At 70.8% G+C, this 19558-nt stretch carries 23 protein-coding genes; 12 read left to right on the forward strand and 11 right to left on the reverse strand.

Going from position 1 to position 19558, the window contains the following annotated elements:
• Window positions 1-640: 640 nt before the first annotated feature.
• Window positions 641-1231 (reverse strand): N-acetylmuramoyl-L-alanine amidase, encoded by a 591-nt coding sequence (locus BKI49_RS25200; protein WP_095936558.1) that lies wholly within the window; start codon window positions 1229-1231, stop codon window positions 641-643.
• 239 nt (window positions 1232-1470) lie between these two features.
• The gene (locus tag BKI49_RS25205; RefSeq protein ID WP_095936559.1) at window positions 1471-1704 is read right to left on the reverse strand and encodes a hypothetical protein; all 234 of its coding nucleotides are present in this window, start codon (window positions 1702-1704) and stop codon (window positions 1471-1473) included.
• 187 nt (window positions 1705-1891) lie between these two features.
• Between BKI49_RS25205 and BKI49_RS25210 the strand changes: the two genes are divergently transcribed.
• From BKI49_RS25210 to BKI49_RS25220, 3 genes are all read left to right on the forward strand, one after another.
• Window positions 1892-3298, forward strand: coding sequence for a family 2B encapsulin nanocompartment shell protein (locus BKI49_RS25210; protein ID WP_095936560.1), 1407 nt, complete (start codon window positions 1892-1894; stop codon window positions 3296-3298).
• Window positions 3299-3410: 112 nt separating this feature from the next.
• Complete coding sequence (locus tag BKI49_RS25215) at window positions 3411-4541, forward strand: family 2 encapsulin nanocompartment cargo protein polyprenyl transferase (protein WP_095936561.1); 1131 nt, start codon at window positions 3411-3413, stop codon at window positions 4539-4541.
• A 252-nt stretch (window positions 4542-4793) separates the two neighbouring features.
• A complete protein-coding gene (locus BKI49_RS25220; RefSeq protein WP_095936562.1) occupies window positions 4794-5396 on the forward strand; it encodes a GNAT family N-acetyltransferase in 603 nt (200 codons plus the stop codon).
• A 4-nt stretch (window positions 5397-5400) separates the two neighbouring features.
• Here BKI49_RS25220 and BKI49_RS25225 read toward each other — a convergent pair whose 3' ends face one another.
• Window positions 5401-5991, reverse strand: coding sequence for a TetR/AcrR family transcriptional regulator (locus BKI49_RS25225; RefSeq protein ID WP_095936563.1), 591 nt, complete (start codon window positions 5989-5991; stop codon window positions 5401-5403).
• 114 nt (window positions 5992-6105) lie between these two features.
• Here BKI49_RS25225 and BKI49_RS25230 point away from each other — a divergent pair, with 114 nt between their 5' ends.
• Genes BKI49_RS25230 through BKI49_RS25240 form a run of 3 tightly spaced genes read left to right on the forward strand, consistent with a single transcriptional unit; the run spans window position 6106 to window position 7427 of the window.
• Window positions 6106-6690, forward strand: coding sequence for a dihydrofolate reductase family protein (locus tag BKI49_RS25230; protein WP_095936564.1), 585 nt, complete (start codon window positions 6106-6108; stop codon window positions 6688-6690).
• Window positions 6691-6716: 26 nt separating this feature from the next.
• A complete protein-coding gene (locus BKI49_RS25235; RefSeq protein WP_095936565.1) occupies window positions 6717-7025 on the forward strand; it encodes a hypothetical protein in 309 nt (102 codons plus the stop codon).
• 54 nt (window positions 7026-7079) lie between these two features.
• On the forward strand, window positions 7080-7427 hold the full coding sequence (locus tag BKI49_RS25240) for a DUF952 domain-containing protein (protein ID WP_095936566.1): 348 nt from the start codon (window positions 7080-7082) through the stop codon (window positions 7425-7427).
• A gap of 16 nt (window positions 7428-7443) precedes the next feature.
• Here the strand turns inward: BKI49_RS25240 and BKI49_RS25245 are convergent, their stop codons facing one another.
• From BKI49_RS25245 to BKI49_RS25255, 3 genes are all read right to left on the reverse strand, one after another.
• On the reverse strand, window positions 7444-8196 hold the full coding sequence (locus tag BKI49_RS25245) for a VOC family protein (protein ID WP_095936567.1): 753 nt from the start codon (window positions 8194-8196) through the stop codon (window positions 7444-7446).
• Window positions 8193-9065: an ATP-grasp domain-containing protein gene (locus BKI49_RS25250; RefSeq protein ID WP_095936568.1), complete on the reverse strand. Its 873-nt coding sequence runs from the start codon at window positions 9063-9065 to the stop codon at window positions 8193-8195. Before BKI49_RS25250 ends, BKI49_RS25245 begins: the two co-directional genes overlap by 4 nt.
• A 108-nt stretch (window positions 9066-9173) precedes the next feature.
• Window positions 9174-9821, reverse strand: coding sequence for a hypothetical protein (locus tag BKI49_RS25255; protein WP_218835047.1), 648 nt, complete (start codon window positions 9819-9821; stop codon window positions 9174-9176).
• Between the two features lie 68 nt (window positions 9822-9889).
• Here BKI49_RS25255 and BKI49_RS25260 point away from each other — a divergent pair, with 68 nt between their 5' ends.
• Window positions 9890-10816 carry a LuxR C-terminal-related transcriptional regulator gene (locus tag BKI49_RS25260; RefSeq protein ID WP_095936569.1) on the forward strand — a complete coding sequence of 309 codons (927 nt, stop codon included), beginning with the start codon at window positions 9890-9892 and terminating at the stop codon, window positions 10814-10816.
• Window positions 10817-10932: 116 nt separating this feature from the next.
• Here the strand turns inward: BKI49_RS25260 and sodN are convergent, their stop codons facing one another.
• On the reverse strand, window positions 10933-11328 hold the full coding sequence (sodN, locus tag BKI49_RS25265) for a superoxide dismutase, Ni (RefSeq protein WP_004983535.1): 396 nt from the start codon (window positions 11326-11328) through the stop codon (window positions 10933-10935).
• Window positions 11329-11473: 145 nt separating this feature from the next.
• Here sodN and sodX point away from each other — a divergent pair, with 145 nt between their 5' ends.
• Window positions 11474-11908, forward strand: a complete 435-nt coding sequence (gene sodX / locus BKI49_RS25270) for a nickel-type superoxide dismutase maturation protease (RefSeq protein ID WP_095936750.1) — start codon at window positions 11474-11476, stop codon at window positions 11906-11908.
• Here sodX and BKI49_RS25275 read toward each other — a convergent pair.
• Window positions 11812-12441: a CGNR zinc finger domain-containing protein gene (locus BKI49_RS25275; RefSeq protein WP_028802091.1), complete on the reverse strand. Its 630-nt coding sequence runs from the start codon at window positions 12439-12441 to the stop codon at window positions 11812-11814. The genes sodX and BKI49_RS25275 overlap by 97 nt on opposite strands.
• Window positions 12442-12541: 100 nt before the next feature.
• Here BKI49_RS25275 and BKI49_RS25280 point away from each other — a divergent pair, with 100 nt between their 5' ends.
• The 3 genes from BKI49_RS25280 to BKI49_RS25290 all read left to right on the forward strand — a co-directional run bounded on the left by BKI49_RS25280 (window position 12542) and on the right by BKI49_RS25290 (window position 14707).
• Entirely contained in the window at window positions 12542-13312 is a 771-nt protein-coding gene (locus tag BKI49_RS25280; RefSeq protein WP_095936570.1) for a class I SAM-dependent methyltransferase, read from the forward strand.
• Window positions 13313-13439: 127 nt separating this feature from the next.
• Window positions 13440-13928 carry a sigma-70 family RNA polymerase sigma factor gene (locus BKI49_RS25285; protein WP_028802093.1) on the forward strand — a complete coding sequence of 163 codons (489 nt, stop codon included), beginning with the start codon at window positions 13440-13442 and terminating at the stop codon, window positions 13926-13928.
• Window positions 13925-14707 (forward strand): hypothetical protein, encoded by a 783-nt coding sequence (locus BKI49_RS25290; RefSeq protein WP_095936571.1) that lies wholly within the window; start codon window positions 13925-13927, stop codon window positions 14705-14707. Before BKI49_RS25285 ends, BKI49_RS25290 begins: the two co-directional genes overlap by 4 nt.
• Before the next feature lie 112 nt (window positions 14708-14819).
• Here the strand turns inward: BKI49_RS25290 and BKI49_RS25295 are convergent, their stop codons facing one another.
• From BKI49_RS25295 to BKI49_RS25305, 3 genes are read right to left on the reverse strand one after another with little or no spacing between them, the layout of a single operon-like run.
• Window positions 14820-15581, reverse strand: coding sequence for an amino acid ABC transporter ATP-binding protein (locus BKI49_RS25295; RefSeq protein ID WP_028802095.1), 762 nt, complete (start codon window positions 15579-15581; stop codon window positions 14820-14822).
• A complete protein-coding gene (locus tag BKI49_RS25300) occupies window positions 15581-16546 on the reverse strand; it encodes an amino acid ABC transporter permease (protein ID WP_095936572.1) in 966 nt (321 codons plus the stop codon). Before BKI49_RS25300 ends, BKI49_RS25295 begins: the two co-directional genes overlap by 1 nt.
• Before the next feature lie 28 nt (window positions 16547-16574).
• Window positions 16575-17531 carry an ABC transporter substrate-binding protein gene (locus BKI49_RS25305; RefSeq protein ID WP_095936573.1) on the reverse strand — a complete coding sequence of 319 codons (957 nt, stop codon included), beginning with the start codon at window positions 17529-17531 and terminating at the stop codon, window positions 16575-16577.
• A 539-nt stretch (window positions 17532-18070) separates the two neighbouring features.
• Here BKI49_RS25305 and BKI49_RS25315 point away from each other — a divergent pair.
• Entirely contained in the window at window positions 18071-19294 is a 1224-nt protein-coding gene (locus BKI49_RS25315) for an NAD(P)-dependent malic enzyme (RefSeq protein WP_095936575.1), read from the forward strand.
• Window positions 19295-19558 lie beyond the last annotated feature (264 nt).

Here is a 19558-nt window from a genome sequence, read left to right on the forward strand (position 1 = left end):
CTCCCGGCGGACACGGGCGGGGCCGCCGTTTCTCCTCCGGCGGGCGGGACGGGTCACCGTGGTCGGTCCCGGAGGCAGGGTCCCGCGCCGGGACCGACGGGGCTGCCGCCCACGCCGGTCATGACTACCGCCGGTCCCCGACCCTCCGGCCGGCGCGCGGCGGCCGTTCTCCCTCCGGCGGGCGCGACGGCCTGGCGCCGCAGGCCGGTCACGACCGTCGCCGGTCCCCGGCTCCCGCCCCTCGGGCCGGTGGGGGCGGGTCGCCTGCTTCTCCTTCGGCCGACGCGACGGTTCACCGTTGTCGGATCTCGAGGCCGGGTCCCGCGCCCGGTCCGAACGGGCTGCGGTTGCCGGCCGGTCATTACTGCCGCCGCCCCGGATCAGGTCGCCGGGCTCCCCTCCGAACGGGCTGCGGTTGCCGGCCGGTCACTACTGCCGCCGCCCCGGATCAGGTCGCCGGGATCCCCTCCGAACGGGCTGCGGTTGCCGGCCGGTCACCACTGCCGCCGACCCCGGACCAGGCCGCCCGGCTCCCCTCGGCCCCGGACTCTCCGGATCGCCCTGGGCCGGACCGGCCGCCCCGGCCGCCCCGGCCGCCCCGGCCGGACCGGCTGGACCGGACGGGGCGGCGGTCGCCCCGTCACTTCAGGCGGTCGCGGATGCGCTCCCGCATGGATCGCATCGTGAAGCCCCGCGGGTCGATCTTGCCCGGCTGCCATTCGAGGTGGCCGATGACCGAGCGTTCCGTCCAGCCGTGGTGGCGGCAGATCGCGGCGGAGACCCGCTCGACGGCCTCCAGCTGTGCCTCGGGCCACGGGTCCTCCCCGTCGCCGAGGTTCTCGCACTCGAAGCCGTAGAAGTGGCGGTTGCCGTCGGTGTTCGCCTCGTTGTCGTGGGGGAGTGCCTTCTCCGCGATCACCGCCCGCAGGACGTCGTCGTCGCCCAGGCCCGCGTGGTTGGCGCGTCCGTAGCCGACGAGGTGGACGACGCCGTCCTTGGTGATGACGCCGTGGCACAGCGGCCCGGGCAGTTCCGAGTGGCCCTTGCGGCAGATCTCGACGGTGCGCTCGCTGCCGGAGGTCACCGTGTGATGGATCATCACGCCGTGCACCGGACCCCACGGGCCCTTGTGGTTGCGGTTGTGATGCTCCCAGTCGCCGACCTCGACGACGGTGACGCCTTCGTCCCTGAGCCGGTCCAGGAAAGTACGCGCGGACATGGGTGGGGCCACGGCCGCCTCCTTCGTGCTGCACGGCGGCCACCTTTCGTGGCCGTCTCGTACCGCAGCTCTACCCGCAACAGCGTGGCCGGTACTACTCGTTCGCACAGCGTGCGAGCCGATCCGGACATGCGGGACGGAAGCGGTGGAACCGGTGGATCGGCGGGCCGGGTGGACCGCCCCACCGGCCCGGCGGACCGCCGAACTGCTGGGCCGGTGGCCGCCGGGACCGCGAAATCCGGCCGGGCCGCTCAGGAGTGCAAGAACGCGTCCCCGTGCGCGGCGATGTGACTCTCCAGGGCCTGGAGGGCCTGCTGGGTCGCCTCGGGAGTGCCGCTGCCGCGCCGCTCCGCGTAATACGCCGCGCCGAGTTTCTTCAGGAGGTCGCCGCCGGCGCGCTGCGCCTGCACCTCGTCGAGCTTCTGCTTGCCCTGTGTGAGGCCGCGCTGCGCCTGTTCCTTGGCGCGGTCCAGGAAGCCTGCCACTGCCGTCTCCCTTCGTTGTCCGTCGCTGGGTCAAACGGTTGGCCGGATCTTGGAGTTCCCTGGACAGAATCGCGGCCAGTGCCCACTCGCCGGTGATCCATTCCCCCTCATTCGTGTAATAGCACCGGCACGCTCCGTGATGGAAGGCTGGTCGGCGCAGATCAGTGCACGACCGGGAGGGCAATTCATGTCGGTAGGCGAAGAGGCCCGCGCGCAGCAGGGCAAGCCGCAGCAGAGCCTCGGCACATCCGCCGCGCGGAACCTGGCCACCACCACCAAGTCCGCACCCCAGATGCAGGAGATCAGCTCCCGCTGGCTGCTGCGCATGCTTCCGTGGGTGAACGTGCAGGGTGGCACGTACCGAGTCAACCGGCGGCTCAGCTACTCCGTGGGCGACGGCCGCGTGACGTTCGTGAAGACCGGCGACCGGGTCGAGGTCATCCCGGCGGAGCTCGGCGAGCTGTCCGTGCTGAGGTCGTTCGAGGACCAGGAAGTACTGGGCGAGCTCGCCCAGCGCTGCCGGCAGCGGGAGTTCGCACCGGGCGAGGTGCTCGCCTCGTTCGGCAGCCAGGCCGACGAGGTGTTCCTGCTGGCGCACGGCAGGGTCGAGAAGATCGGCACCGGTCCCTACGGGGACGACGCGGTCCTCGGTGTCCTCGCCGACGGCGCCTACTTCGGCGAGCAGGCGCTCATCGACCCGGACGCGATCTGGGAGTACACGGCTCGCGCGGTCACCTCGGTCACCGTGCTCACCCTGCCACGCCAGGACCTCGAACAGGTCGCGGAGCGCGCCGACTCCCTGCGCGACCATCTCCAGAGCCTGCGCTCCATCCCGGCGCAGCGCACCAACAAGTACGGCGAGAAGGAGATCGACCTCGCGGCGGGCCACACCGGTGAGCCGGACATCCCCGGCACCTTCGTGGACTACGAGGCGGCGCCGCGCGAGTACGAACTGAGCATTGCCCAGACCGTGCTGCGCCTGCACACACGTGTGGCCGACCTCTACAACCAGCCCATGAACCAGACCGAGCAGCAGCTCCGGCTCACCGTCGAGGCGTTGAAGGAGCGCCAGGAGCACGAGCTCATCAACAACAGGGAGTTCGGACTGCTCAACAACTGCGAGTACGACCAGCGGTTGCAGCCGCACGACGGCGTGCCCAGCCCCGACGACCTCGACGAGCTGCTCAGCCGACGGCGCGGCACCAAGCTGTTCCTCGCGCACCCGCGCGCGATCTCCGCGTTCGGACGCGAGCTCAACAAGCGCGGTCTGGTCCCGGAGACCGTCGAGATGGCGGGCAACCGCATCCCGACCTGGCGCGGGGTGCCGATCTTCCCGTGCAACAAGATCCCGGTCAGCGACACCCGAACGACCTCGATCATCGCCATGCGTACGGGCGAGGCCGAGCAGGGTGTGATCGGCCTCCAGCAGTCGGGCATCCCGGACGAGATCGAGCCGAGCCTGTCGGTGCGCTTCATGGGGATCAACGAACAGGCGGTCATCTCCTACCTGGTGACGGCGTACTACTCCGCCGCCGTCCTCGTGCCGGACGCCCTCGGCATCCTGGAGAACGTCGAGATCGGCCGCTGGCGGTGACGTCACCGCACGCCGGGCGCCGTGTCCCCGTCCTGCGGGGCGGGTGCACGAGGGGGTGCGCGCCCGGCAGCCGTGGAGTTGCCATTGTCCGCAGACCCTCCGAGGCGGTCCCATGGGTGAGTTCATGACGGACACGAAGCAGGGCCCGACCGAGATCCTGGAAAGGCGGAGCCCCACCGGGAGGCCCATGGACAGGCAGGCCCTGCCGGGTCCGCTCGACGGGCAGGAGGCGGCGGGCATCCTGGAGCGCGCGCGGGCGTCCGTCGACCCCGAGCTGCGCAGGGCGATCGACACACTGCCCGGCTCCATGCGCCGGGTCGCGCTGTACCACTTCGGCTGGGAGCACGCCGACGGCACCCCGGCGGCGGGCAACGCGGGCAAGGCGATCCGGCCCGCGCTCGTGCTGGCCGCGGTCAGGGCGCTCGGCGGGCGGCACAGCGCGGCCGTGCGGGCCGCGGCGGCCGTGGAGCTGGTCCACAACTTCACGCTGCTGCACGACGACGTCATGGACCGGGACACCACCCGCAGGCACCGTCCCACCGCATGGACCGTGTTCGGCGACGCCGACGCGATCCTCGCGGGGGACGCGCTCCAGGCGCTGGCCCAGCAGCTGCTCGCCGAGGACCCGCATCCGGCGTCCTCGGCCGCCGCCGCCCGGCTCGCCGCCTGCGTCGTCGAGCTGTGCGCGGGCCAGCAGGCGGACACGGCCATGGAGAAGCTGGGCCCGGACGAGGTCACCCTCGACGACTGCCTGGTCATGGCCGAGGCCAAGACGGGAGCGCTGATCGGCTGTGCCTGCGCGGTCGGCGCGCTCTACGCGGGGGCGGACGACGAGGACGTCGCGGCGCTGGACGCGTTCGGCCGTGCGGCCGGGCTCGCCTTCCAGCTGATCGACGACGTGATCGGGATCTGGGGGGACCCGAGCCGCACCGGCAAACCGGCCGGAGCGGACCTCATCGCCCGCAAGAAGTCCCTGCCCGTGGTCGCCGCGCTCGGTTCGGGGACCCCGGCGGCGGACGAACTGGCCGAGTTGTACGGAGTGCCGTACGGGGAAGGAGACGCGGGAGAGCTGGAGCGCACGGTGCAGGCCGTCGAGCGGGCGGGCGGCCGTGACTGGGCGCAGGTCCAGGCGGCCGACCGGATGGCCCGGGCGATGCACGAGCTGTCCCGGGCGATCCCCGACCCGGAGGCGGCGGGCGGCCTCCTCGCGCTGGCGGAGTTCGTCACGCGGCGCAGTAACTGACCGGAGCGGCGCGCAGGTCACCCGGCCCGCGCGCCGGCCGCAGGCCCCGGGGCCCGGTTCCGTACGGCACCTGACCTCCGTACGGCACCGGGCCCCGGACGGGGCGGGTCCCGCACATCCCCACGGTGTGCGGGCTCCGCCCCCTTTCGTCGTCCCCGGTGCGTGGCCTCCGGTGCCCGCCCTGCGCGGAGACCGACTAGGCTGCAACGGCCATACGATCAAGGTGAGTTGGGGCGAAGGGCGGGGCGGGACATGGGCGTGGCGATCCGGGCGGCGGACGAGGGCGACAGAGAGCTGGTCGTCCGGCTGCTGGACGAGGCCTTCCAGGACGATCCGGTCAGCGGCTGGGTCTTCCCGGACGAGGCGGACCGCCGTGCGACGCACCACAAGCTGATGGCCGCCTTTCTCGACGCCGTGCTGGCCGAGGGCCGGGTGGACCTGGCCGAGGACGGCACGGCCTGCGCCCTGTGGCTGTCCGTCCCCGCCGGTGACCACGGCGGGGGAGACGCGGACGAGGAGGGTCCGGCGCAGCTGCGCGAGGCCGTCGACCCGGGCAACGAACGCGTCGAGCTGATCGGCCGGCTGACGGCGGACATCCACCCCGCGGGCCGCGCCCACGAGTATCTGTGGATGATCGCCGTGGCGCCGGAACGGCAGGGCGAGGGACTCGGTACGACGCTCATCCGGTCCGTCCTCGACCGCTGCGACCGGGAGGGCCTGCCCGCGTATCTGGAGGCGAGCAGCGCGCGCAGCCGCGCGCTGTACGAGCGGCTCGGGTTCGCCGTCGAGGGCCGCCCGCTCGACCTGCCGGACGGGCCACAGATGTGGCCCATGTGGCGCGAGCCGCAGGACTGAGGCGTCAGGCCTCGGGCACGATCGTCGCCACGATCCGTTCCAGCAGCTCGTCCGGGACGGCGACACCCGGCAGTACCCCGTCCAGGACACTCGGCAGGGTCAGCTGCTCCAGGAGCAGCCCGAGCACGGCCAGGTAGAGCACCGTCACGGTCTCGTCGCCGCCGGGCAGCCCCGCCGCCCGGTGGAACGCCATGCCCTGCTCCAGGTCACCGCGCACCGAGTCGGTGTACGAGGCCCGCAGCGCGGGGCGGCGGGTGGCCTCCAGACGCATCTCGAACAGGGCCAGGTAGCCGGTGCGGTCGCCGGTGGCGCGGGCCAGCAGGTCCCGCATGAATTCCAGCACCAGCGAGCGGTCCTTCGGTCTGGTGAGCAGGTCGGCGAGCACCGCCGGGTCGGGGGCGAGGCGGGTGTGGAGGTGGGCGTCGACCTGGTTCAGCAGGTCGTCCCGGTCGGTGAAGTAGTTCGACGAGGTCCCCACCGGCACGGCGGCCTCACCGTCCACGGCACGGAACGTCAGCCCGCGCGCCCCCTCGCGTGCCAGCACCGCCACGGCCGCGTCGACGAGGGCGGCCCTGCGCTCCGGGTTCCTTGCCATGTGGACGTCCTCCGGGAATCCCCTTGTAACCACTACAGGTGAAGCACTATAACTGAAGTGGTTCGGCCGATGCGGCCGGACCACCGAACGTGTCGTCCACGAAAAGAGACCCGCTTGCGCAAGCTCACGTACTTCATCGCCTGCTCGATCGACGGCTTCATCGCAGACCCGAAGGGTGACTGGCAGTTCTTCATGCCGTTCGTCGACGCGGAGTACTTCGACTTCCTCAAGGCGGAGTACCCGGAGACCCTGGCGACCCACGGCCGGCAGGCGCTCGGCATCGACGATCTGGCCAACCGCCGCTTCGACACGGTGATCCAGGGCCGCGTCAGCTACGACCTGGCGCTGGACATCGGCGTGACCAGCCCGTACGCCCATCTGCGGGAGTACGTCGCCTCGCGCGGCCTCGCGGAGTCGCCCGACCCGAACGTGACGGTCGTCGGGGACGACGTCCTCGGGAAGGTCCGCGAACTCAAGGCCGAGGACGGCGAACTCGGGATCTACCTCTGCGGCGGCTCGCAGCTCGCCGGAGCCCTGATCGACGAGGTCGACGAGCTCGTCATCAAGACCTACCCCGTGGTGCTCGGCTCGGGTATGCCGATGTTCGGGTCCGGGTTCGACGTCGCCGAGTTCGCGCTCGACTCGGTGCGCACCTTCGAGAACGGCGTGCTCGTGCGCACGTACAGCAGGAAGCGCTGAGGCCGCCGCCGCAATACCCTGGGGTCATGGGCACCGACGAGCACGTCTGCCCCTCCTGCGGGCAGCCGGTCGACACGGTAGTGCGACGCCACAAGACCCTGGGCGCCTGGGTCCCCGTGTGGGGCCCCGGACCCTGCCACAACCCCGAGTGCGAGGCCGGGCTCGCCGAGCCCGGTCGGCACCCCGTCCATCAGCCGGCCGACGCGCCGGGCCGCACACCGGACGACGTGCCCGGCGGACGGGCGGACCGAGCGGCCGCCGACCGGCCGGAACAAGGACCGGGCGACCGTCCCGAGGAGCCGGCCCGCCCGAACGCCTCGCGCCCGAACGCCTAGGGAGCGGGCAATATCCGTGTGCGGGCCGCGGACGGGGGACCGTAGCGTGGGCGCATGCCTGAACCTCTGCTGCACATCACCGAGCGCTCCCTGTGGGACGCGGCCCGCGCGTCGGGCACGTACGAGATGTCCACGCGCGGCCGCACCCTCGGCGAGGAGGGATTCGTCCACTGCTCCACACGCCGCCAACTCCCAGGCGTGGCCTCCTTCCTCTACGGCTCGTACACCGGTCCCGACGAGCTCGTCGTCCTCGTCATCGACGCCGAGCGGGTCGGTGCGCCGGTGCGCTACGAGGCGATGAAGCCCGGGGGCGAGGAGTTCCCGCACGTCTACGGCCCCATCCCGGTGGAGGCCGTCGTGGACGTGGAGACCTGGGAACCGCAGACCGCGGGGCCGGCCTAGGGCCTGTCGAAACCCCCTAGGAGAGGCTGCCCGTCACGGGATCCCGGGGCGTCAGGCAGTACGTGCCGCCGGCAGGGTCCCGCATGACGTTCCAATGGGCGCCGCGTGCGACGAGGGCGGCACCGAGGCTCTCGTGGTGGGCGCGGACCGCGTCGACGTCCGAGCACGCGATGTCGTGGTGGGCGGACGCGGGACGCTCGTCGTCCCGGCGTTGCAGGAGGATGCGGAACGGCAGCGTCGCGGGCGGCCTGACCACGTGGAACTCCGGGAACGCGCCGGGCCGGGACGCCCAGCCGGTCAGCTCGCCCCAGAAGGCCACCTCGGCGTCGTACACGGACGGAGCCAGGTCCAGGCACACCTGGTCGAGGCGGCTGGTCGCCCCGCCGCCCGGGACCTCGACCACCGGTGGGCGCGTCGACTCGCCCTGCCAGGGCACCACGCAGAACGACTGCCCGCCGGGCGAGCGCAGGACGGCCCATCCCTCGTGCCCGGCGACGACCTCGGCACCCAGGCGCCGCGCCGACCGCACCAGCCCGGTCACGTCCTCGACGGCCAGGTCCAGGTGCGCGCCCCCGTCGCCGTCCTCGACGCCCTGCATCTTCACGCACGCGTCCGCTCCGTCGTGCAGCAGCGTGACGAACTCGTCCCGGTCGCCGCGCGGTGCGGACAACCGCGTCCCCGTGACGGCGGTCCAGAAGTCGTGGGCGGTGCCGGACTCCTTCAGGGGCCGGTCGACGAAGGCGTAGGTCCACCGGATCGGCTCGGTCATCGGGGCGCTCCCTGTCGGTCGGCCGGTACGGCTCGTACCGTCTCCCGCGCGATCAGCCCGCGCAACGAGGTTTTCACGCTCGCGACGAACGAGTCCCGGACGCCGGGCGGGAGGACGTCCAGGGAGAGGTACGGGTTGAGGTCCTCCAGCTCCACGAGCAGCAGTTCACCGCCGGGGGCACGGCAGGCGTCCACGCGCTGGACGCCGTGGTCGATGTCGTTCCAGTCGACGAACCGCTGGGCGAACTCACGGTCGGCCGCGGTCGGCTCGTACGGCTCCAGGGCCCACCGCCGGTCGGGGTCGGGGGCGTACAGGGCGTACTGGAAGGTGCGGTCGACGAAGTAGAAGGACACCTCGTAGCGGAAGTCGATACGGGGCTGGACGAGGACGTCGCCGTACGCGCGCCCGGCGAGCTGCTCGCGCGAGACGAACTCCAGGCCTATCGAGTCCGCGCCCAGCTTGGGCTTCACCACGTACTGGACGGCGTCGGGCAGCAGGCCCAGGTCCTCGGCACGGTCGACGGTGGGGATGACCGGATACCCGGCGGCCGTCAGATCGAGCAGGTACCGCTTGCCCGCCATGTCCCCCTTGCCGGAGAGCTCGTTGAACACACGCACACCGTCCGCCACCGCCCGCGCGCGGAATGCGTCGTACTGCTCCTGATAGTTCAGCACCGGCCCGCTGTTGCGCACGACCACCACGTCGAAGGCGTGCATCAGTCGCTCGGCGTCCAGCGGGTGGCACAGGGCGACGTCGAACGCCTCGCGCAGCCGGGAGGTGAGGAAGATGTCCTCGTCGCAGTAGCGGCGGCCCTTGGCCGGGTAGGCCAGGTCACTGACGAACAGGACGCGGGGGCGCGCGGACGGCATGGGGACTCCTCGGCGTTCATCGTGCTTTCTCGAACGCACTCTCTCAGGGACCGCCGCGTCCGGTGAAGCGGGGGAGGCCGCCGGCCGGGACGCGCCCGGCCGGCTCGGTCACTCGGCGACCGCGTCGCGCGACGCCGCGTGACGGGCGCGTGCGATGTCGGGGAAGCGCACCGTGAACAGGACGGGGAGGACGAACGCGGCGACGGTGAGCAGGGTGCGGGCCGTGTCCGCCTCCGGCCGGTAGCGCCACAGCAGCGCCCCACCGATGCCGCAGAGGGTGAACGCCGTGGCCCATACGACGGTGATGACACGGTTGACGTGCAGGAAGAGCGGACTGTTCCACCGGTTCTCGGGCACCTGGGTGCGGGCGATGCCGAGCGTGAAGGGGCGGCCGATCGCGAGCGAGCCCCAGGCGGTGACCGCGAGCCAGAGCGAGGAGAGCGGCGGGCCGTAATGGACGACGGCGGACGAGCCGGGCGCGACGCACGCGGCGACGGTGTAGGCGGCGAAGAACACGACGGCGCTGCCCTCGATCACCTGGGCGTCCCAGCCGCGGCCCGCGCGGCGCTGGACCGCGACGAGTCCGGCGGCCAGGACGAGGCCGGTGAGCGCGGCGACGCGGATGTCGACCGTGCCGGTGAGCGCGGCCACGGCGATCCACGGGACGAAGCTGCGGATGTAGCCCATGACGGTGGTCCCCCAGTGCTCGTGCGACCCGGGTTCGGTCGGACCCGGGGCCCTCAGCTTCTCGGTCACCTGTGCGCCTCGGCACGGGGAGAAGATGCAAGACTCGGTGCAGGAAGCTGCACGGGACGGGGGGACCGATGAGCCTGGAGAGCCTCGGGCTGACGCATGATCAGGAACGGGTCTACCGCTATCTCCTGCGCACACCGCACGCCGACCCCGACGAGGCCCGGGCGGAACTCGGCCTGCCCCGTCTCGCGGCGGTCCTCGACGAGTTGCGGACGCTGGGCGTGATCGACCGCTCCCTGGTCCCGCTGCCGCCCGCCGCCACCGTGGACCTGCTCGTCCGCCACCAGGTGGAGCGCACCTCGCGCGAACTGGCCCGCCTGGACGCGGCCTTCGACGTGGTGCGCGATCTGGCCGAGGAGGCGCGCCGGGGCCGCCCCGTCGAACTCGTCGAACGCATCGAGGACAGCGCGGGCGTGAACCGGCGCGTCGACGCGATGCGCGACCGGGCCGAGACGATGAACGCCAAGCCCCTGCCGCGCGGCCGGCACCACACCGAGGAGGCCACCCGCCGCTACCGCCGTCAGCTCGCCGACGGTCTGGTCAGCCGGACCCTGGTCGGCGCCGCGTCCCTCGACCTGCCCGAAGAGCTGGCCTACGCCCGGCATTTGCACGGCCTGGGCGATCTGCACCGCGTCACGGCCGAGCCGTTCCTGCCGCTGCTCGTCATCGACCGGCGGGTCGCCTTCGTGCTGCTCGAACCGGGCCGGTCGGACACCGACGCGCTGATGATCCGTCAGCCCGGGATCGTGGCCGCGCTCGTCGCGCTGTTCGAGAAACTGTGGGAGCGGGCCGCGGATCTCGACGGGCTCGACCTCAGCGCGACGGAGGCGCGGGTCCTGCGCGCGCTGGCCGAGCACGACAAGGACGAGACCGCCGCCCGCGCGCTGAACGTGTCCTTGCGCAAGTACCGCGCGCACGTGGCCGCTCTGATGACCCGGCTCGGTGCCACCACCCGCTTCCAGGCCGCCCTGCGGGCGAAGGAGCGCGGCTGGCTGTGACAGGACGACCGCACCCGGCCCGTGGCGGACGCCGTGCTCGGCGCCCTGTACGGACCGGGTGCGGTCGGGAGACGCCGCGGTGACGGAACCGCGGCGCAGAAGGAGGTGATCCGGGATCAGGCCTTCTTGGTCTCCCAGAAGATCTTGTCGATCTGGGCGATGTAGTCCAGCGCCTTCTGGCCCGTCGCCGGGTCGGTGGACGCCTTGGCGGCCGAGAGGGCCTTCAGGGTGTCGTTGACCAGCTGGTGCAGCTCCGGGTACTTCTCGAAGTGCGGGGGCTTGAAGTAGTCGCTCCACAGCACCGACACGTGGTGCTTGGCGAGCTCGGCGCGCTGCTCCTTGATGACGGTGGCGCGAGCCTGGAAGTGCGGGTCGTCGTTGCCGGCCATCTTTTCCTGGACGGCCTTCACCGACTCCGCCTCGATGCGGGCCTGGGCCGGGTCGTACACACCGCAGGGCAGGTCGCAGTGTGCGCTGACCTTGACCTTGGGGGCAAACAGGCGGGAGAGCATTGAGCTGTCCTTCCTCGTGATCGTCTTCTCAGGTGGGACATTACTCCGTGGAAGACGGGTTTTCGCGAGTGCCCCCATGGGCTTAGGACAAAAGTCCAGGGTGAAACTGGGACTGGTGGAGGATAGGACCGGGGAGGTGCCGGTGATGCCGGAGCTGTCGCAGGAGACCGAGCGTGGGAGGGCCGTCTTGCCGTTCGGTGCGGCCGAGGTGACGGGACCGTCCATGGTGCCCACGCTCCAGCACGGGGACCGGCTCGTCGTGCAATGGGGGGCGCGGGTCCGAGTCGGCGACGTCGTCGTCCTGCGCCATCCGTTCCAGCAGGACCTGCTGGTCGTCAAACGGGCCGCGGAGCGGCGCGAGGGCGGCTGGTGGGTGCTCGGGGACAACGCCTTCGCGGGCGGGGACAGCACCGACTACGGAACCGTCCCCGAGGAACTCGTCCTCGGGAAGGTGTGGTTCCGCTACCGGCCCCTGAAGCGGGGTCAGCGCTCGCCGGTCGCGCTGGCGCGCTGGGCGTTCGGCGCGGCCAGGCCCGTGCTGTCGGACCGGTCCGCCTCCAGGCGCTTGCGGGCCCGGTAGGCCGCGACATTGGCACGGGTCGCGCAGCGGTCCGAGCAGTAGCGTCGCGAGCGGTTGGTCGAGGTGTCCAGGTAGGCGTTGCGGCAGGGTGCTGCCTCGCACAGGCCCAGCCGGTCGACGCCGTACTCGGTGAGGTGGAAGGCGAGCCCCATCGCGGCGATCGCCGCGTAGCCCGCGGTCGCGTTCGACGGGTGGTCCGCCAGGTGCATGTGCCACAGGGGGCGGCCGTCGTCGTCCCGATGGTCGTGGCCCGAGATCTGGGGGCTCACGGGGAACTCCAGGAGCAGTGAGTTCAGCAGGTCGACGGCGAGGGTCTCGTCGCCGCCGTCCGCCGCCTCGAAGACTCCGCGCAGCCGCGCCCGTACGGAGCGGAAGCGGGTGACGTCCGCGTCCGTGGCGCGGCGCGCGGCCGAGGAGTTGCCGCCGAAGAGGTCGCGGACCGCCTCGACCGAGGTCAGCGCGTCCTTGCCCCGGGCCGGTTCCTCGCTGTTGACGAGACGGACGGCGTAATCCGAGTAATAGGCCAGTTCCACTTGTAGTCCTTACGGGCGCGCTCTATCGTCATGCCTGCGGTCGGGTAACGGCTGATCGTGCTTCCAGGGTATTACGAGGTGCGGCGAAGAAGGGGACTCCATGACCACCACGACCGGAACCACACCGGGAACCGACTGGGCAGCCTGGCAGACGAGCTGGGACCGGCAGCAGGAGTGGTACATGCCGGACCGCGAGGAGCGCTTCCGGGTCATGCTCGACATGGTCGAGGCCCTCGTCGGTCCCGAGCCGCGCATCCTGGACCTGGCCTGCGGCACCGGCACCATCACCGCCCGGCTGCTCGCCCGCTTCCCGAAGGCCGTCAGCACCGGAGTCGACCTCGACCCCGCCCTGCTCGCCATCGCCGAGGGCACCTTCGACGGCGACGACCGGGTCTCCTTCGTCACGGCCGACCTCAAGGACCCGGACTGGGTGTCCCTGCTGCCGTACGACTCCTACGACGCCGTCCTGACCGCGACGGCCCTGCACTGGCTGCACAGCGAACCCCTCGCGGCCCTCTACGGTCGGATCGCGGGACTCGTCCGCGACGGCGGTGTCTTCATGAACGCCGACCACATGATCGACGAGACGACCCCCAGGATCAACGCGGCCGAACGCGCCCAGCGGCACGCCCGCATGGATCAGGCCAAGAAGGACGGCGCCCTCGACTGGGCCGAATGGTGGGAGCTGGCCGCCGCCGACCCCGTCCTCGCCGGCCCCACCGCCCGGCGCTTCGAGATCTACGGCGAGCACGCCGACGGCGACACCCCGTCCGCCGACTGGCACGCGCGCGCCCTGCGCGAGAAGGGCTTCGCGGAGGCCCGGACGGTCTGGCGCTCCCCCTCGGACGCGCTGGTCCTCGCGGTCAAGTAACCGCTGCGGTACGTCACTTGAGAGGCGGTACGGAAAATCCGTACCGCCTCTTCTGCAACCCCCGCAGGAGCCCACCGCACTGGAAGGGTGAGACGGCCCGCGACCGCGGGCCGGGGAAGGGGGCGGGATGACGCGCGGCGAGGAAGCCGCACTGCACGCCTTCGTGGAGGGCAGACGGACGGCGCTGTTCCGCAGCGCCTATCTGCTGTGCGGAAACCGGGACGAGGCCGAGGACCTCGTCCAGACGACCCTGGTGAAGGTCGTCCTCGGTGCGCGCCGGCACGGCCGCCTCGACAACCTCGAGGCCTATGCGCGCAGAACGCTGGTCAACACCTTCATCTCCGCGCGCCGCCGCTTCTGGCGGCGCGAGCAGGCGTACGGCGACGTGCCGGACGTCGCGGAACTGTCGGTCGACAGCGACACCGGACTCGTGGTGCGGGCCGCCCTCGCGCGGCTCGCGCCCAAGCAACGCGCCGTACTGGTGCTGCGCTACTGGGAGGACCTGAGCGTGGCCGCCACGGCCCAGCTGCTCGGGATGCGGGAGAGCACGGTCAAGAGCCACACGGCCAGGGGACTCGCGGCGCTGCGGGCCGCGGTGCGGGAGGAATACGTATGAACCTGCAGGAGATGGAGACGGAACGCGTCCGGGAACTGCTCGGGCGGGCCGTGGACGACGTCCGGACGCCGCGCGGCCGCGGAACCGAGGCCGTCTTCGCACAGGCCTCCCGGATCCGGTGGCGGCGCCGGGCGGCGACGACCGGCGTCACCGCGGCGGCCGTGGCGGCGGCACTGGTCCTCGGACCGGGACTGCTCGACGACCAGGGCCGGGAGACGAGCGTGGCCGGCCGGCCCACCGCCGGAGAGCTCACCTCCAGGGCGGGCCGGTTCGCGAAGCTGCTGCCCGCCGGGACCGGCAGGATCAGCGAGGTCTCGCTGCTGCGGCTGGTCAAGCAGGTGCCGAAGGCCCCGCTGCCCAAGCCCGTCGGACCGTACGACGGGGACTACGCCGTCAGCCGGGACGGCGGAGTCGGCTACATCAGCGTCCACCTGTCCACGGCCAAGGAGGTCAAGGCCAAGACGGGCGGCCTGGGGCTTCAGGACCCCTGCAAGGACTCGCCCCGTGACGGCACCGTGGACTGCACCAGCGAGAAGCTCCCGAACGGCGACGTGCTGGGCATCCACCGGACGGGCGCGCCGGATCCCGGCACCTACTCCTATCCGACCTGGGGCCCGGAGCTCGTCGCGACCCTCCGGCTCGCCGACGGCGGGGTCCTGCATGTGCGCGCCAACGGCGGCTTCCAGGGCAAGGGCCAACTCGGCCCGCTGCTGAAGACACCACCGCTCGACCGGGACCAGCTGCGCAAGCTGACGCTGAACCCGAAGCTGCTGCCGTAGCCGGGCGGACACCGAGAAGGGCGGACACAGGCAGGGCGGACACGGAGAAGGGGCGGTACGGGAAAATCCCGTACCGCCCCTTCTCGTGCTCTCGCGGAATCGAACGCCGAGGTCAGAGCACCTTCGACAGGAACGACTTGGTGCGCTCGTGCTGCGGGTCCGTCAGGACGTCACGCGGGTGACCGGACTCGACCACCACACCGCCGTCCATGAAGACCAGTGAGTCGCCGACCTCACGGGCGAAGCCCATCTCGTGCGTGACGACCACCATCGTCATGCCGGACTCGGCGAGGTCGCGCATGACGTCGAGGACGTCGCCGACCAGCTCCGGGTCGAGCGCCGAGGTCGGCTCGTCGAAGAGCATCAGCTTCGGGTCCATCGCCAGCGCGCGGGCGATCGCCACACGCTGCTGCTGTCCGCCGGACAGCTGCGAGGGGTAGTTGCCGGCCTTGTCGGACAGACCCACCCGGTCCAGGAGCTCCATCGCCCGGTGGTGCGCGTCCGACCTCTTGGCGCTCTTCACCTGGACGGGCGCCTCCATGACGTTCTCGACGGCCGTCATGTGCGGGAACAGGTTGAAGCGCTGGAAGACCATGCCGATGTCCCGGCGCTTCAGAGCCACCTCGCTGTCCTTGAGCTCGTACAGCTTGTCGCCCTTCTGGCGGTAGCCGACCAGCTCCCCGTCGACGTACAGGCGACCGGCGTTGATCTTCTCCAGGTGGTTGATGCACCTGAGGAAGGTGGACTTGCCGGACCCGGACGGGCCGATGAGGCAGAACACCTCGCCGGAATTCACCTCCAGGTCGATGCCCTTGAGGACTTCGACCAGGCCGAAGGACTTGTGGACGCCCTCGGCCTTCACCATGGCGGTCATCACACGGCTCCCCTCGGGCTGCCCTTCGAGAACAGGTTCGCCTTGATCTTCTCGAAGACCGTCGGCGGCAGGCTGCGGCTGGAACCGCGGGCGTAGTAGCGCTCCAGGTAGTACTGGAAGACGCTGAACACGCTGGTCATCGCCAGGTACCAGATGGAGGCCACGAAGAGCATCTCCATCACGGCGTAACTGGTGGAACCGATCGCCGACGTCGAACGCAGCAGCTCGTTGTAGGTGACCGCGTACACCAGCGACGAGGTCTTCAGCATGTTGATGAACTCGTTGCCCGTCGGCGGCACGATCACGCGCATGGCCTGCGGGATCACGATCCGGCGCAGCGTCTTGGCGTGGCTCATGCCCAGCGCGTGCGCGGCCTCCGTCTGACCCTCGTCGACGGCCAGCAGGCCGGCGCGGCAGATCTCCGCCATGTACGCGGCCTCGTTCAGGCCGAGGCCCAGCAGGGCGCACATGAACGGGGTCATGACGTCCGTCATCTCGTTCTTGTAGATCGGACCGAGATTGAGGACCGGGAAGATCAGCGCCAGGTTGAACCACAGCAGCAGCTGGACGTAGACCGGGGTGCCGCGGAAGAACCAGATGTACAGCCAGGCGACGCTGCTGGTCACCGGGTTCTTCGAGAGCCGCATCACCGCGAGGAGGATGCCCAGCAGCACACCCACGATCATGGCGAGCACGCTGATCAGCAGCGTCCGGCCCGCACCCTTGACGACACTGGACTCGAAGAGCTGGTCGCCGACCGTGTGCCACTGGATGTTGCCCTGCGAGAACGCGTACCCGAGCGCCACCAGGAGCGCGACCACGATGACGGCGCTGGCCCACCGGCCGTAGTGCCGCACGGGGATCGCCTTGATGGCCTCCGGGCCGCCCGCGGGCACCGACGTCTTGGAGAGCGTCGGCCCCGAGGGCGGAGTGTCCGCGGGGGACTTGTCGAGATTGTCAGTCACGTGACTGCCCTTCAGTGGTGCGCTCGGCTCACTTGCCGCCGTTGATCGCGGACTGGTCGATCGCGCCCGACTGCGCGCCCCACTTCTCGAGGACCTTCTTGTACGAGCCGTCCTTGATGATCGCGTCGACGGCTTCCTTCAGGACGTCGCGCAGCTCGGTGTTCTTCTTGCTGAGGACGATGCCGAACGGGCCGGCGTCGTACTGCTTGTTGATCACCTCGAAGGCGTTGCCACCGTCCGCCTTGCGGGCCAGGTCGACCGCGACCGGGTAGTCGTTGATGCCGGCCACGGCACCGCCGGACTTCACACGGGTCTGGGCCTCGGTGTCGTTCTCGAACGACTCGATGTCGATGGCCTTCTTGCCCGCGTCCTTGCACTTCTTGGACTGGTCCTGGAGGGCCTTCTCGTACGTGGTGCCCCGCTGGACGGCGGCGGTCCGGCCGCACAGGTCCTCGAGCCCCTGGATGTTCTCCGGGTTGCCCTTCTTCACGTAGATGGCCGTACCGGCGACGAAGTAGTCGACGAAGTCGACGCCCTCGCCGAGCTTCTTGCCCTTGTCGTCCAGACCCTCCTGGCGCTGCTTGTTGTCCGTGATGGACGACATCGCGATGTCGTAGCGGCCGGAGTTGACGGCCGTGATCAGGCCGTCGAAGGAGCCGGAGGTGAACTCGAACTTCACGCCGAGCTGCTTGCCCAGGGCGTCTGCCAGGTCGGGGTCGACACCGACGATCTTGCCGCCCTCGGTCGACTCCATGGGGGCGTACTCGGCGTTCGTGCCGACCTTGATGACGCCCGCGTCCTGGATCTTCTTCGGCAGCTTGGAGAACAGCGGAGCACTGTTCGACTTGGCGGTCTCCGAGGAGCTGCCGCCCTTGTCGGTCTGGTCACCGCAGCCGGTGAGGATCAGGGCGCCAGCGACCGCGATCGCACCGACCGCTGCTATCCGGGACTTCGCGGTCGTACGACGGGTGGAGCTTGCGGTCATGGTGGGTTCCTCCGGCGGATGAGGGAGTAGCCGATAGGTCGACGAGAACACACACCATCGGGTGTCGCGACCTCGTGTGATGACCGCATCTTGCCATTCGGACTGCGCGATTCAGGGAACTCGCTATGTCAAAATCGGATAACGGGTGACCCCCGAACCCCTACCGACCGGTACATCGATGCCGGATCTTGTGCGGGAATCTTTCATTCCGGCCGGAAGATCTTCGGTGCAGCTCGCGATGCGGGCGACCGTTACTCCGCGCTCGCGACAACATGAGTGCATGTCCGGACTTGTCAATGCATCTGGCCATGAGTCATGTCACCGTCGTGTGACCTTCACGTTATGGACTCGTCGGCGGCACTGTCGGTCGGGTAAGAAGGTTCTTTACACCCCTCATCCGGGGCTCAGGGCGCGTGTGCGGCGCGCCCGTCGCGCACGGCCCGTACGCAATCACGGCGGCAGGGTCTGCGCGGTGCCCGCCCACCCCTCAACCAGGAGTGGTCACCCTCAACCCATGAAGATTTAAGGGGTAAAACAAAGTGGCAGCGGAGATCGTCAATCCTCGCAGCGACAGCAATACGGATCAAGACGGAGGGGCCGAGCCCCTCGATTCCTTCGATCCCGCATTCGCGCTGCACCGCGGCGGCAAGATGGCCGTGCAGGCCACCGTGCCCGTCCGTGACAAGGACGACCTGTCCCTGGCGTACACGCCCGGCGTCGCGAAAGTGTGCAGCGCGATCGCCGAGCAGCCCGAACTCGTCCATGACTACACCTGGAAGTCGTCCGTCGTCGCCGTGGTGACGGACGGGACGGCTGTCCTGGGTCTCGGGGACATCGGTCCCGAGGCCTCCCTCCCGGTCATGGAGGGCAAGGCGATTCTTTTCAAGCAGTTCGGCGGCGTGGACGCCGTCCCGATCGCGCTCGACTGCACGGGCGTCGACGAGATCGTCGAGACCGTGGCACGGCTCGCTCCCTCCTTCGGTGGCGTCAACCTGGAGGACATCTCGGCACCGCGGTGCTTCGAGATCGAGCGGAAGCTCCAGGAGCGGCTGGACATTCCCGTCTTCCACGACGACCAGCACGGGACCGCGGTGGTCACCCTCGCGGCCCTGCGGAACGCCGCGAAGCTGACCGGGCGCTCGCTCGGCGACCTGCGTGCGGTGATCTCCGGCGCCGGTGCGGCCGGGGTCGCGATCGCCAAGTTCCTGCTGGAGGCGGGGCTCGGCGACGTCGCCGTCGCGGACCGCAAGGGCGTCGTGTCGCGCGACCGGGACGACCTGACGGACGTCAAGCGTGAGCTGGCGGAGATCACCAACAAGGCCGGGATCAGCGGGTCGCTGGAGTCCGCCCTGGCGGGCGCCGACGTCTTCATCGGCGTCTCCGGCGGTACGGTGCCGGAGCCGGCGGTGGCCTCGATGGCCGAGGGCGCGTTCGTCTTCGCCATGGCCAACCCGAATCCCGAGGTCCACCCCGACATCGCCCACAAGTACGCGGCCGTCGTCGCGACCGGGCGGTCGGACTTCCCGAACCAGATCAACAACGTGCTGGCCTTCCCCGGCATCTTCGCCGGAGCGCTCCAGGTGCGGGCGTCCCGGATCACCGAGGGAATGAAGATCGCGGCGGCCGATGCGCTGGCCGCGGTCGTCGGGGACGACCTCTCCGCCGACTACGTGATCCCCTCGCCGTTCGACGAGCGGGTCGCTCCGGCGGTCACCGCGGCGGTCGCCGCGGCCGCGCGGGCCGAGGGTGTGGCTCGACGCTGACGGGACGCGTCGCCGCTGACGCGGTGCGCGCTGTGGCCCCGCCGGGTTGTCCCGGCGGGGCCCTTTCCTTTCCCGGGGCGGTCGGGTTCCTCTCCCAGGGCCGGTGAGTCCGGTGCCTTCCCGGGGGGTCCGTGGGACCGGGTCCTTTCCCGCCGGGCGGTCGGTCCGGCTGGGCTCTTCGCCCGGGGGTTGGTCCGGGCGGGTGGTGTTTCGCCCCCTCCGCCCCTGCCCGTCCCGTCCCCGGGGCTCCGCCCCGGACCCCGC

The sequence above is a fragment of the Streptomyces sp. Tue6028 genome (assembly GCF_002300165.1).
GTDB classification, from domain to species: Bacteria; Actinomycetota; Actinomycetes; order Streptomycetales; family Streptomycetaceae; genus Streptomyces; species Streptomyces siamensis.